At 63.8% G+C, this 12,693-nt stretch carries 11 protein-coding genes; 4 read left to right on the forward strand and 7 right to left on the reverse strand.

Annotated features, from left to right (window positions below):
- Positions 1 to 53: 53 nt before the first annotated feature.
- Positions 54 to 1,493, reverse strand: a complete 1,440-nt coding sequence (locus tag BC1002_RS03910; protein ID WP_013088777.1) for an aldehyde dehydrogenase family protein — start codon at positions 1,491 to 1,493, stop codon at positions 54 to 56.
- Positions 1,494 to 1,790: 297 nt separating this feature from the next.
- On the opposite strand from BC1002_RS03910, the gene ppa reads away from it, so the two are divergent.
- Entirely contained in the window at positions 1,791 to 2,318 is a 528-nt protein-coding gene (gene ppa / locus BC1002_RS03915) for an inorganic diphosphatase (RefSeq protein ID WP_013088778.1), read from the forward strand.
- A 287-nt stretch (positions 2,319 to 2,605) separates the two neighbouring features.
- Complete coding sequence (locus tag BC1002_RS03920; RefSeq protein ID WP_041734300.1) at positions 2,606 to 4,702, forward strand: FUSC family protein; 2,097 nt, start codon at positions 2,606 to 2,608, stop codon at positions 4,700 to 4,702.
- Between the two features lie 6 nt (positions 4,703 to 4,708).
- Here BC1002_RS03920 and BC1002_RS03925 read toward each other — a convergent pair whose 3' ends face one another.
- Together BC1002_RS03925 and BC1002_RS03930 are read right to left on the reverse strand one after the other, a co-directional pair.
- Positions 4,709 to 5,026, reverse strand: a complete 318-nt coding sequence (locus BC1002_RS03925) for a GIY-YIG nuclease family protein (protein ID WP_013088780.1) — start codon at positions 5,024 to 5,026, stop codon at positions 4,709 to 4,711.
- 10 nt (positions 5,027 to 5,036) lie between these two features.
- Positions 5,037 to 6,206, reverse strand: a complete 1,170-nt coding sequence (locus BC1002_RS03930; RefSeq protein WP_013088781.1) for a GNAT family N-acetyltransferase — start codon at positions 6,204 to 6,206, stop codon at positions 5,037 to 5,039.
- Between the two features lie 150 nt (positions 6,207 to 6,356).
- Between BC1002_RS03930 and BC1002_RS03935 the strand changes: the two genes are divergently transcribed.
- Together BC1002_RS03935 and glnK are read left to right on the forward strand one after the other, a co-directional pair.
- Positions 6,357 to 8,069, forward strand: coding sequence for an NAD+ synthase (locus tag BC1002_RS03935; protein ID WP_013088782.1), 1,713 nt, complete (start codon positions 6,357 to 6,359; stop codon positions 8,067 to 8,069).
- A 102-nt stretch (positions 8,070 to 8,171) separates the two neighbouring features.
- Entirely contained in the window at positions 8,172 to 8,510 is a 339-nt protein-coding gene (glnK, locus tag BC1002_RS03940; RefSeq protein ID WP_013088783.1) for a P-II family nitrogen regulator, read from the forward strand.
- A 183-nt stretch (positions 8,511 to 8,693) separates the two neighbouring features.
- Here glnK and BC1002_RS03945 read toward each other — a convergent pair whose 3' ends face one another.
- From BC1002_RS03945 to BC1002_RS03960, 4 genes are all read right to left on the reverse strand, one after another.
- Positions 8,694 to 9,851, reverse strand: coding sequence for a porin (locus BC1002_RS03945; RefSeq protein WP_013088784.1), 1,158 nt, complete (start codon positions 9,849 to 9,851; stop codon positions 8,694 to 8,696).
- Positions 9,852 to 10,467: 616 nt separating this feature from the next.
- Positions 10,468 to 11,247, reverse strand: coding sequence for an ABC transporter ATP-binding protein (locus tag BC1002_RS03950; RefSeq protein ID WP_008918159.1), 780 nt, complete (start codon positions 11,245 to 11,247; stop codon positions 10,468 to 10,470).
- 37 nt (positions 11,248 to 11,284) lie between these two features.
- On the reverse strand, positions 11,285 to 11,998 hold the full coding sequence (locus BC1002_RS03955) for an ABC transporter permease (RefSeq protein WP_013088785.1): 714 nt from the start codon (positions 11,996 to 11,998) through the stop codon (positions 11,285 to 11,287).
- Positions 11,995 to 12,684 carry an ABC transporter permease gene (locus tag BC1002_RS03960; protein WP_013088786.1) on the reverse strand — a complete coding sequence of 230 codons (690 nt, stop codon included), beginning with the start codon at positions 12,682 to 12,684 and terminating at the stop codon, positions 11,995 to 11,997. The genes BC1002_RS03955 and BC1002_RS03960 overlap by 4 nt, the downstream gene beginning before the upstream one ends.
- Between the last annotated feature and the right edge of the window lie 9 nt (positions 12,685 to 12,693).

The following is a 12,693-nucleotide window of genomic DNA, read 5'->3' on the forward strand; positions in this document are numbered from 1 at the left end:
GCTGCATGTAACGTGCTGCTCGCGCTGATCGTGAGCGAGCCTTGCGAGATTCGCTAGCCGTGTCGGATTGCGATTGTCTTCAGCACCGTGAAGCCATACAACGCCTCGAAGCCTTTCTCGCGACCGTGTCCCGAGTGCCTGACGCCGCCGAACGGCAATTCGACGCCGCCACCCGCGCCATAGTTGTTGATGAACACCTGGCCCGAGCGCACGCGTCGCGCGAGCCGCATCTGACGCGCGCCGTCGCGTGTCCAGATTCCGGCGACGAGTCCGAACTGCGTGCCGTTCGCGAGCGCGAGCGCTTCGGCCTCGTCGCGGAACGACATCGCGGCGAGCACCGGGCCGAACACTTCATCGCGCGCGAGGCGGTGGCTCGCGGGCACGTCGCGCAGCAACGTCGGTGCCTGATAGAAGCCGCTTTCCGGCGCTTCGGGAATCACTTCGCCGTGTGCGGCCATCGCGATGCCGTCGTGCTGCGCATCCGACAGGAAGTCCCACACGCGTTGCTGCTGTTTCGCGCTGATCAGCGGTCCGCAATCGAGATCGGCCTTCGACGGTCCGACGCGCAGCGCCTGAAAGGCGCTGCCGAGCCGGTCGAGCAGCGGCTCGTAGATCGCCTGCTCGATCAGCACGCGACTGCCCGCCGAGCAGGTTTGCCCTGCGTTCTGCACGATCGCGGAGATCAGCACCGGCAGCGCGGCGTCAAGATCGGCGTCCGCGAACACGATTTGCGGCGACTTGCCGCCGAGTTCGAGCGTGACGGGGACGTGGTTTTCGGCGGCCATCTGCGTGACGAGCTTGCCGGTCTCGGGCGACCCCGTGAACGAGATGTGGTCGATGCCCGGATGACGCGCGAGCGCGGCGCCCGCTTCGTGTCCGTAGCCGGTGACGATGTTCAGCGCACCGGCCGGCAGGCCCGCTTCGGCGGCAAGTTCGGCGACGCGCAGCACCGACAGGCACGCGTCCTCGGCCGGTTTGACGACGCATGCATTGCCGGTCGCCAGTGCCGCGCCGACGCTGCGCCCGAAGATCTGCATCGGGTAATTCCACGGCACGATGTGGCCGGTTACGCCGTGCGGCTCGCGGATCGTCAGCACCGTGTAGCCGGATTGGTAGGGCAGGGTTTCGCCGTGCAGCTTGTCGGCCGCGCCGGCGTAGAACTCGAAGTAGCGGATGAGGGCGGCGGCGTCGGCGCGCGCCTGCTTCAGCGGCTTGCCGGTGTCGCGCGCTTCGAGCTGGGCCAGGTCTTCCTGGCGCGCGGCCACCAGCAGCGACAGCCGGTACAGCACGCGGCCGCGCTCGGCGGCGCTCAGCGCGCCCCACGCGCCGTCGAACGCGCGGCGCGCCGCGTGCACGGCGGTGTCGATATCGGCTTCGGTGCCGCGCGCGATGCGCGTGAACGGCTGGCCGTCCGATGGATCGAGTACGGCGATCGACTCGCCGCCGGAAGCGGCGCACCACTCGCCGCCGATGAAATGTCGTGCTTCTTCCATGCATGCTCCTTGATGACGTGCGGCCGGCGTGCGGCGGCGCGGGTTCGAAGGGGAGACACAAAACGGTAGAGACGCGAAGCGAGACTCGCCAGACGATTATCGCGCCGATCCGAGCGCGGATGCCACCTGCCGATTGGCTATAATGGCGCATTCCGTACGGTCCGGTGCGCGGCCCCGTCGTCCGGGGCGAGAGGGCTTCAGGGCCCGGCGTTCGCGGTTCGCACGCAGTTCGCACCGCATCCGCAGCCCGCGCGCCGTTCGCCGCCTTCCGATTTCCATCCCCTTCAGAGAGCGCTCATGAGCTTCAATCACGTTCCCGCAGGCAAAGACCTTCCGCACGATTTCAACGTCATCATCGAAATCCCGGCGCAAAGCGACCCGGTGAAGTACGAAGCCGACAAGGAGCTGGGCCTGCTCGTCGTCGACCGTTTCATCGGCACCGGCATGCGCTATCCGGCCAACTACGGCTTCATTCCGCAGACGCTGTCGGGCGACGGCGATCCAGTCGACGTGCTGGTGATCACGCCGTTCCCGCTGCTGGCAGGCTCGGTCGTGCGTGCCCGCGCGCTCGGCATGCTGCAGATGACCGATGAATCGGGCGTCGACGCGAAGCTGATCGCCGTGCCGCACGACAAGATCTGCCCGATGACGGCGAACCTGAAGTCGGTCGACGACGTGCCGGCTTACCTGAAGGACCAGATCAAGCACTTCTTCGAGCAATACAAGGCACTCGAGAAGGGCAAGTGGGTCAAGGTCGAAGGCTGGGCCGACGTCGATGCCGCCCACAAGGAAATCAGCGAAGGCGTGGCGAACTACAAGAAGTAAGCACGCCGCGGTTCACCCGCTCGCTGCATGCAGTACGAAAACCGCGCGAGTCCGCAAGGACCGCGCGGTTTTTTATGCGCGTTGCGCGGCGCTCGACTACCGTGCAACGAGCGCCGCGAGCGTCGTCCCGCACGCTTGATGTCGCGCGCATAACCTGAAGGCATCGCTCCGATGAACGGAACGCATTTTTATATTTAGGTGTAAACCCTTATCATTCGCCGCACGAGCTTGCGCGCGAACTCACGGCATCTACGCGCCTTTCCATCACTTCAACAACCACCGTCCGGATGATGAACCGCAGCAAGTCCCACTCGACATCGCCGCGCTGGTCGACCCGCTTCCATTCGGTCGTCACCGCGATCTATCGCAAGCGGCCGGTCTGGATGGTGTCGTTCGCGGCGAGCGAGGCGAATCTGTCGGAAGGTTTGCGGGCGGCGTGCGCGTCGACGGCGATGCTCGCGCTCGGCAACGTGCTGCACGATCCGGTGTTCGCGTGGGCCGCGATCGGCGCGTTCTGGACCTGCCTCGCCGATGCGGCCGGCTCGAACCGTGCGCGCTTCATGTCGATGATGGGCTTCGCGCTGCTGTCGACGCTATGCGGTGGCATCGCCGCGTTCGCATCGGCGTCGGGCACCGCGTGGGCGGCGCTCGCGGTGCTCGCGTTCACGACGCTCGGCGCGTTCGGCCGCATCTGGGGCGCGGCCACCTCGCAGGTGACGATCCTCGCGGCGACCGCCTGCGTCGTGATGGTCGATCGGCCGATGCACGACGCGCGTGCCGGTGTCGAGTTTCTCGGCGTGTATCTGGTCGGCTGTCTGTTCGCGATCGTGCTGAGCCTGACCGTGTGGCGCATCCATCCGTTCGGCGCGAGCCGGGCGTCGCTGCGCGCGGTGTATCGGCGCCTCGCCGATATCGCGTTCGATACCGCGCGGCTCGTCGGCCGACGGGCCGCGCCGCGCGAATGGGCCACGCATGCCGCGCGCTTTCGCGCCGATGCGCGCGCGTCGCTCGAACGTTCGCGCGATGCGCTCGCGAACGTGCCTGCATCGAAAGCGGGCGGCGCGGCCGTCTACGACACACTGCTCGGCTTGCTGACCGATGGCGAAGCGTTGTTCGCGTATCTGATCGCGGTGTCGGGCGCGGGCGAGAAAGTGCCCGACGATCCGCGCCGCACGCAACGCGCGGTGCGCTTGCTCAATGCGATCGGCGAAGTGCTCAGCGACATCGGCAGCGTGACCGGCGACGCGCGCTGGGAACGTCTCGGGGAGCCCCAGGCGCGTCTGCGGCGTCTCGCGCATCGGCTCGAAAGCGCGTTGCTCGAACCGGTGAAGCTGCAATCCGGTTTCGAGCTCGTCGATTTCGCCCCGCGTGAGGTGCACGTCGAGCCGTGGAGCGCGTGCGTCGCGCGTTATACGGCGCGCGCGTGGTCGACGCTGAAGGCGAACCTGTCGTGGCAGTCGGTCGGCTTGCGCCATGCGGCGCGTGTCGGCGTGACGACGACCGCGGGCTTCGTCGTGATTCGCGCGCTCGGTCTGCCGTTCGGCTATTGGGCGACGATGGCCACTCTTCTGATCCTGCAGCCGTCGATTGCCGCGACCTGGCCGCGCAGCATCGAGCGCGCGGCGGGCAGTATCGTCGGCGGCGTGCTCGCGGCGGCGATCGGCTATGCGATTCATTCGCCGCTCGGCATTTCGCTCGCGGTGTTCCCGCTCGTGATCGCGACGATGGCGCTGCGCCCCGTCAGCTACAGCCTGTTCGTGCTGTTCCTGACGCCGACCTTCGTGCTCGTCGCCGACTTCGCAACTCCTGGCGCCAACGAACTGGCGTTCGCGCTGACGCGGCTCGGCAACAACGTGCTCGGCTGCGTGCTCGCGCTGCTCGCGACGTTCCTTTTGTGGCCGACGCGCGAGAAGCTCGACCTGCGCGTCTATCTCGGCGACGCGGTGCGCGCGAATCTCGCGTATCTGCGCGCGTCGCTCGAAGCGCCGCGGCACGGCGGCAAGGAGATCGAGCAATTGCGCCGCGCGGCGGGCCTCACCAGCAACAACGCCGAAGAAGCGATCGGCCGCGTGCGGCTCGAAAAGCTCGAGGACTCGATGGCCGATACGGTCACGCTGACGGTGCTGAGTCTGCTGCGACGGATGGCCGGCACCGCGACGCAGTTGCGCCTCAGCGCCAACCGTCGCGACATGCATAGCGAACTCGATCAATGGGTCGTGGCGATGAGCGCGGCGATCGAGGCCGCGCTGAACCGCACGTTGCGGCCGGTGCGGCTCGAGTTACCGGCGCGCGAGCAGTTGACGTCGCTGGAAGCGGATGTGGTGGGCGAGCTTGCGCGCGTGCATCGGTTGCTGACGGAGAGGATGCGGGAAGCGCGGGGGTAGCGCGACTCAGCCGTCGGCGCTGTCGCCGTCTTTAGCGAGGTCGTTCATCGTCACCGCCGGCAACACCGACTGCAGCGTGAACACCCCGGCCGCCAGCGCCCGCTTGTCGGCGGCAGTGAGCCGCTTGACCCAATACTCGGCGCTCGACGCGCTAGAACGGTCCGCCAGCTCGAACGACGCCAGCACCCGCACCGGCTTGCGCGAGCGCGTATAACGCGCGCCCGTGCCGCTCATGTGTTTGTCGAAGCGGGCAGCGACGTCGGTCGCGATGCCGGTATAGACGCTGCCGTCCGAGCACTCGAGCAGATAGAGAAACCACGCCATAGCCGCGCTTCTAGCCTTTGAACGGATTGTGTTCGCGCAGCTCGTCCACGTACGCGTGGATGCTGTTCTTTTCGTTGTCGAGGAAATGGCCGACCGCATCGGCGAACGCCGGATGCGCGAGCCAATGCGTCGAGCGCGTGACCGTCGGCAGAAAGCCGCGCGCCATCTTGTGCTCGCCCTGCGCGCCGCCTTCGAATGCGCCGAGCTTTTCTTCGATGCAGAATTCGAGCGGCTGGTAGTACGCGGTTTCGAAGTGCAAGCACGGCACGTGTTCGAGCGCGCCCCAGTAGCGTCCATACAGGGTGCCGCCGGTTTTGTCGTCGCGCTGATAGACGACGAGCGAGCTCGCGATCGGCTTGCCTTCATATTCGGCGATCACGAGCAGCAGATTCTCCGGCATCGACGCGCCGATCATCCGGAAGAAATCGAGGTTCAGATACGGACTCGAAAAATGCTCGCGATAGGTTTGCCGATAGCACTTGCTGAAGAAGCGCCAGTCGGCATCCTTGATGTCTTCGCCGCGGATGCGCCGCATCGTGATGCCCGCGTCGTGCACCTTGCGACGTTCGGCGCGAATGTTCTTGCGCTTCTTCTGTTCGAGCGTCGACAGAAAGTCTTCGAAGTCGCGATAGCCGTCGTTGAGCCAGTGAAACTGCACGCCTTCGCGTTGCATCATGCCGATATCGGTGAGCGCGTCGGCTTCGCTTTGCGTCGGAAACAGCACATGCAGCGACGATACCTCGGCCTGCTCGGCGAACGCCATCAAGGTGGCCGCGAGATGGCGCAACGCGTGCTCGTTCGCCGATAGCAGGCGGTTGCCCTGCACCGGCGTGAACGGCACCGCGCATAGCAGCTTCGGGTAGTAGGGCAGGCCGTTGCGTTTGTACGCGTCGGCCCAGGCCCAGTCGAACACGTACTCGCCGTACGAGTGGCCCTTCAGATAGACGGGGGCCGCCGCCGCGAGCTTGCCCGTGCGTGCGTCGGTCAGCGTGACGAATTGCGGCGCCCAACCGGTGTCGGGAACCGCGCATTGCGTCGCGTTGAGCGCACTCAAAAACTCATGCCGCAAAAACGGCGTGGGCTGCGGCTGCGCGGCGAGGAGGGCGTTCCACTCGGCGGCGTCCACCTCGGAGGGCGATGCCAGAATGCCCGTGCGATAATCGATACGTTGCTGGTTCAATCTGCGTGACTGTTTGCAATGACCGGCGCGGCGCTGTGAAGCTGAAGCTGCCACGTCGTTCGTTGAGTTCGTTTATCCGGTTTGTTCATTTCCGTCGAGCCATCGAGCCGCGGTACCGCGAGCCGTGAAGGCTTGCCTGTCGATCCTGCCATGAAGACCCGAATCGCTCTTGCTCAAATCAATGTCACCGTCGGCGACTTCGCCGGCAACGTCGCGAAGATCGTCGCCGCCGCGCGCGCCGCGCACAGCGATGGTGCGAAACTGCTGGTCGCGCCTGAACTCGCGCTGTCGGGTTATCCGCCCGAAGACCTGCTGCTGCGCCCCGCTTTCTACACCGCGAGCGCGGCCGCGTTGGCCGATCTTGCCGCGCAGTTGAAGCCGTTCACCGGTCTGCATGTGATCGTCGGTCATCCGCTGCGCGACGGGTCGGACAATCTCGCGCACAACGCGGCGAACGGCCATGGTAATGCAAACGCGCCGATCGAGCGCGGCGTGCCGCCGGTCGATACGTTCAACGCGGCGTCGCTGATCGTCGACGGCGAAGTGAAGGGCACCTATCGCAAGCAGGATCTGCCGAACACCGAGGTGTTCGACGAGAAGCGCTACTTCGCGTCCGACCCGCAGCCGTTCGTGTTCGAACTCGATGGGCTCAGGTACGGTGTCGTGATCTGCGAAGACGCATGGCATGCGTCGGCCGCGCAGATGGCGAAGGCCGCGGGCGCGCAGGTGCTGCTGATTCCGAACGGCTCGCCGTATCACCTGAACAAGGAAGCGGTGCGTTTCGACATCCTGCGCGCGCGCATTCGCGAGACCGGCATTCCGATGGTCTACGTGAACATGGTCGGCGGCCAGGACGAACTCGTGTTCGATGGCGGTTCGTTCGTGCTCGACGCGCAGGGCGCACTCGTCGCGAAGCTCGCGCAGTTCGAGGAAGCCACGGCGATCGTCGAGTTCGACGACGGCAAACCGCTGCCGGCCGCGATCGCGCCGGAGCAATCGATCGAAGCACAGGTGTACGCGGCGCTCGTGATGGGCGTGCGCGACTACATCGGCAAAAACGGTTTTCCGGGCGCGCTGATCGGTTTGTCGGGCGGTGTCGATTCGGCGCTCGTGCTGGCCGTCGCGTGCGATGCGCTCGGCGCCGACAAGGTACGCGCTGTGATGATGCCGTCGCGCTACACGGCCGACATTTCCACGACCGACGCCGCCGAGATGGCGCGCCGCGTCGGTGTGCGGTACGACGAGATCGCGATCGCGCCGATGTTCGATGCGTTCCGCGGTTCGCTCGCCGAGGAGTTCGCCGGCCGCGCCGAAGACGCGACCGAAGAGAACATTCAGGCGCGCATTCGCGGCACGCTCTTGATGGCGCTGTCGAACAAGTTCGGCTCGATCGTGCTGACCACCGGCAACAAGAGCGAAATGGCGGTCGGCTACTGCACGCTGTACGGCGACATGGCCGGCGGCTTCGCGGTGATCAAGGACATCGCGAAGACGCTCGTGTACCGGCTGTGCCGCTATCGCAACGCGGCCACCACGTTTGCGACGCGCGACGTGATTCCCGAGCGCATTCTGACCCGCGCGCCGTCCGCCGAGTTGCGCGAGAACCAGACCGACCAGGACAGCCTGCCCGAATACGAAGTACTCGACGCGATCATGCGCATGTACATGGAGGAGGACCGTTCGCTGGCGGAAATCATTGCGGCGGGCTATCGGGTCGACGACGTGAAGCGCGTCACGCGCCTGATCAAGATCAACGAGTACAAGCGCCGGCAGGCGCCGATCGGCATTCGCGTCACGCATCGCGCGTTCGGCCGCGACTGGCGTTATCCGATCACGTCGCGCTACACCGAACCGGTGGAGTGAAAGACGGCACCCGCGCGCGGATGCCGCAATGCATCCGGCGCGGCGTAGAATAAAAATCATCCTTTCCCTTTCCACTCTTCCCATCAAGAGACGAGGTTCGCCATGAAGCGCATCACCGCAGTCATCAAACCGTTCAAGCTCGACGAAGTGCGCGAGGCGCTCGCGGAAGTCGGCCTCACCGGCCTGACCGTTACCGAGGTCAAGGGGTTCGGCCGGCAGAAAGGGCATACCGAGCTCTATCGTGGTGCGGAGTACGTGGTCGACTTTCTGCCGAAAGTGAAGATCGAAGTCGTGGTCGCGGACAGCCAGTGCGATCAGGTCATCGACGCGATCATTGGCGCTGCGCGGACCGGCAAGATCGGCGACGGCAAGATTTTCGTCGCGGATGTCGAGCGCGTGATCCGTATCCGTACCGGCGAAGAGAACGAAGCGGCCGTCTAAGCTGCGCAAGCACGCACCGGCCCGGTGCGGGCAAGTACTCGAATTCGGCCGCCGAAGAAAAAACGGTGCAATACCCTTGCGGATATTGCACCGATACGCGCCTCTCGCAGCAGCGTGAAAAAGATTCTCTTGAAGAAACCTGTGTTACACCCCGAGGTGTGACCCTCGGGGCGCACCGTTCGATTAGAACGAGTGCTGGATACCCGCGTAGACGCCGGTTTGCTGGCGGCCTTGCAGCGGGTTGTCCGTTGCAGCGGCGAAGCCCGCATTGTTCGCGTTCAGACCGAAGTTGGCATTGCGGCTGTTGCGCACGGTTGCTGCCTGCAGGTCGAGCAGCGTGCGCTTCGACAGGTTGTACGAACCGCCGATCGTGTAGATCGTCGCATTGCCCGCGCCGTTGTTGCCGTTCACGTGGTAGACCGCCGCGATCAGCGCTGCAGCCGGCGTTGCCTGCCACGTCACACCGCCCCATTCGTGATCCAGGGTGGTCGGCTGACCAGGTGCAACGCCCGTCGCACCTGCCGAACGGATTGCCTGGTAAGCGGCCTGAATCTTGAACTGGCCGAGGAACACGTTCACGAGAGCCGAGTACTCGCGCGATGCCGCGAAGACGCCGTTGCCCGTGTTATCCGTATTGATGCCGTTGTTGGCGACCGGGCCACCCCACAGCTGGCCGTTATTCTTGTTGCGAATTTCGTCGTACAGACCGCGGATCTGGAACAGCGAGGTCGTGTAGGTGATCTGCGCGCCAGCTTCGCGACCTTGCGGCGTCGTGCCGTTACCGTTCCAGCTCGTCGCATTCGACAGCGCGTATTGACCGTAGAAGTCAAAGCCCGCGATCTTCGGCGACTGGTAAGCGAAGTTGTTGCTCGACTGCGGCCAGTTGCGGCCACGTACCAGCGATGCCGACGACCAGGACGACTGACCGAACGGGTCGAAGTCCCACACGCCGTTCGAGATGAAGAGCATGCGGCCCATCGTGAACGTACCGAACTGGTCGTTCGAGATGCCGACCGTTGCCCAGCGATTGAAGAGACCGCCGCCGCCAGGACCTGCGCCCGTCATCGTGTTGAACGAGCCTTCCAACTGGAACAGAATCTTGTTGCCGGCGCCGATGTCCTCGACACCCTTCATGCCCCACAGGCTGGTGCCCCAGTCGCCGCTTTCCGCCTTGAAGCGGTTCGAGCTGGTATTGGCCGCACCGTTGGCGTTAGCGCCGGTCGGGACGCCCGACATGTACTCGAGACCTGCATCCAAACGGCCATACAGCGTGACGCTGCTCTGAGCGTGTGCAACAACGCCGGCCGACATCAGCGCAGCGACGAGCAAAGCTTTCTTCATCTTCTCCTCCATACCCTGTCAAAAAAAAGAAACCCAGTACTGCGAGTGGTGTTCGGACGCGATCAGCACCGAACAGAAAGCGGTACCAGGGGAGAGTGGCGGGTGGATAGGGGTGCTCCTGCCATGACATGTAGCGTCGAGCTATCTGTGCGTCATGCCGATCCCACGCCGACCGGTTCTCCTCTGTGTTTTGAAGTGAAACTACTTTTAATCAACTTTGTTTTGCTACTTTGGTTACCAATTTATCAAAAATAACTTTAACTGGGAGAAGAAATTAGTACCGTCCACAGGCGGTGTCGCCAAATTGCAATACGAATGTGCGGCGGGACCCGGAGGAGTCCCTCGAAAAATCGCGCAAAGCCTTGTCCGGCAAGGGAATCGCGGCTCGGAAGAGGCCGTATTAAGGATTGCCACTATTGACGAGTCAAAAGTGGCAGGTTAGGGCGAAAAACAGGCTTGAATAGCCCGTTTTGTGGGATTTTCGTCGCTTTTTCGTCGTTCGAATGGCCGGTAGGAGGAGGCGGTAAAAACGAAAAAGGCGCTCGTAAGCGCCTTGTAAAACTACATTGACTACATTTTCGATGTTATTCGCATCGTAAGTCGCGGGTAATTTTTATTACTTGAGACTGCCCGACAGGAATTGCTTCAGACGCTCGCTTTTCGTGTTTTTGAACACTTCGTCGGGATGGCCTTCTTCCTCGACGCGGCCCTGATGCAGGAACATCACATGGTTCGACACGTTGCGCGCGAAGCCCATTTCGTGCGTGACGACGATCATCGTGCGGCCTTCCTCGGCGAGCTTCTGCATCACCTTCAGTACTTCGCCGACGAGTTCCGGGTCGAGCGCCGAGGTCGGTTCGTCGAACAGCATTACGTCCGGGTGCATCGCCAGCGCCCGCGCGATCGCGACACGCTGCTGCTGGCCGCCCGACAGATGCGACGGATACTGCTTCTCGAGACGCGGCGCGAGACCGACCTTCTCCAGATATTCGCGCGCACGGTCTTCGGCTTCCTTGCGCTTCAGACCGAGTACATGTACCGGCGCCTCGATGATGTTCTCGAGCACGTTCATGTGCGACCACAGGTTGAAGTGCTGGAACACCATCGAAAGCTTGGTGCGCACGCGCTGCAACTGCTTCGGGTCCGACACGCGCAACGCGCCGTCCTTGGCGGTCTGCGTGCGCACTTCCTCGCCGTCGACGAAGATGCGCCCGGCGTTCGGCTGTTCCAGAAAGTTGATGCAGCGGAGCATCGTGCTCTTGCCCGAACCGGACGAACCGATCACGCTGATCACGTCGCCGGCATTGGCTTTCAGCGACACGCCCTTGAGGACTTCGTTGTCGCCATACTTTTTGTGAAGCTCGTCGACGAAGAGCTTCTGCTTCTTGGAATTCATCAGGATCCTTAACGCTTGCTTGTCCAGGGACGCGCGGTTACTTGCCTTGCGGCCGCAGGTAAGCGAGCCAGCGACGCTCGGCGCGGCGGAACAGCCACACGAGCGCGAAAGAAATGCACAGATACAGCAGCGCGGCGATGCCGAACGCGTTGAACGACTGATACGTCGCGGAGTTCACGTCGCGCGCGATCTTCAGGATGTCCGGCACCGTGGCCGTGAACGCGACCGTGGTCGCGTGCAGCATCAGGATCACTTCGTTGCTGTAGTAGGGCAGTGCGCGGCGCAGCGCCGACGGCAGAATCACGCGCCGGTACAGCGTGAACGACGACATGCCGTACGCGCGCGCCGCTTCGATCTCGCCATAAGGCGTCGCCTTGATCGCGCCCGCGAAGATTTCGGTCGTGTACGCGCAGGTGTTCAGCGTGAACGCGAGCAGCGTGCAGTTCATGCCGTCGCGGAAGAACGCGTTGGTCAGCTCGTTGTTGCGGATGATCTCGAGGCTGTAGAGACCCGTGTAGCACAGCAGCAATTGCACATAGAGCGGCGTGCCGCGGAAGATATAGGTATAGAGCCACACGAGGCCCGCGAGCCATTTCTTCTTCGACACGCGCGCAACCGCGAGCGGCACCGACAGGCAGAAGCCCAGGCCGATCGACACGACCAGCAGCCACAACGTGATCGCGACGCCGGTGAAGCGATAGCCATCGGTGAACAGATAGTTGCGCCAGTATTGCTGAATGATCTCGATCATAGATCCGCCTTTCGCACGCCGGTCGAGTAACGCTTTTCGAGGTACATCAGCACGAAGTTCGACACTGTGGTGATGACGAGATAGATCGCCCCCGCGAGCAGGGTGAAGAAGAAGAACCGCAGGGTGCCCTTGCCGGCGTCCTGCGAGGCCTTGACGACATCGGCGAGACCGATGATCGACACGAGCGCGGTCGCCTTGACCATCACCTGCCAGTTATTGCCGATGCCCGGCAGCGCGAAGCGCATCATCTGCGGGAACATCACGCGCGAGAACACCTGCCAGCTCGTCATGCCGTAGGCCGCGCCCGCTTCGAGCTGGCCGCGCGGCACCGCCAAAAACGCGCCGCGGAACGTCTCGGTGAAGTACGCGCCGTAGATGAAGCCGAGCACCGCGACACCGGCCACGAACGGGTCGATGTCGATCTGGTCCCAGCCCATCGCGTCGGTCAGGTTGTTCAGCCAGATCTGGATGCTATAGAACAGCAGCAGCATCAGCACGAGATCGGGCACGCCGCGCACGAGCGTCGTGTAGACGGTGCCGACGCCGTTCGACAGGCGGTTCTTCGACAGTTTCGCCGCCGCGCCGAGCAGTCCGAGCACGAACGCGAGCGCGAGCGAGAACACCGCCAGCTTGACGGTTTGCCAGGTGCCGCTAAGGAGTAGCGGGCCGTAACCTTGAAGGAACATAGGTAGTCC

It is taken from the genome of Paraburkholderia atlantica (assembly GCF_000092885.1).
Taxonomy (GTDB): Bacteria; Pseudomonadota; Gammaproteobacteria; order Burkholderiales; family Burkholderiaceae; genus Paraburkholderia; species Paraburkholderia atlantica.

Bases quoted from the DNA above. Each gene is read 5' to 3' on its own strand.
- BC1002_RS03920 (WP_041734300.1), top strand. From the start codon at position 2,606: ATGATGAACCGCAGCAAGTCCCACTCGACATCGCCGCGCTGGTCGACC.
- BC1002_RS03955 (WP_013088785.1), bottom strand. From the start codon at position 11,998: ATGATCGAGATCATTCAGCAATACTGGCGCAACTATCTGTTCACCGAT.
- BC1002_RS03925 (WP_013088780.1), bottom strand. From the start codon at position 5,026: ATGGCGTGGTTTCTCTATCTGCTCGAGTGCTCGGACGGCAGCGTCTAT.
- BC1002_RS03910 (WP_013088777.1), bottom strand. From the start codon at position 1,493: ATGGAAGAAGCACGACATTTCATCGGCGGCGAGTGGTGCGCCGCTTCC.
- BC1002_RS03950 (WP_008918159.1), bottom strand. From the start codon at position 11,247: ATGAATTCCAAGAAGCAGAAGCTCTTCGTCGACGAGCTTCACAAAAAG.
- glnK (WP_013088783.1), top strand. From the start codon at position 8,172: ATGAAGCGCATCACCGCAGTCATCAAACCGTTCAAGCTCGACGAAGTG.
- ppa (WP_013088778.1), top strand. From the start codon at position 1,791: ATGAGCTTCAATCACGTTCCCGCAGGCAAAGACCTTCCGCACGATTTC.
- BC1002_RS03960 (WP_013088786.1), bottom strand. From the start codon at position 12,684: ATGTTCCTTCAAGGTTACGGCCCGCTACTCCTTAGCGGCACCTGGCAA.
- BC1002_RS03935 (WP_013088782.1), top strand. From the start codon at position 6,357: ATGAAGACCCGAATCGCTCTTGCTCAAATCAATGTCACCGTCGGCGAC.
- BC1002_RS03945 (WP_013088784.1), bottom strand. From the start codon at position 9,851: ATGAAGAAAGCTTTGCTCGTCGCTGCGCTGATGTCGGCCGGCGTTGTT.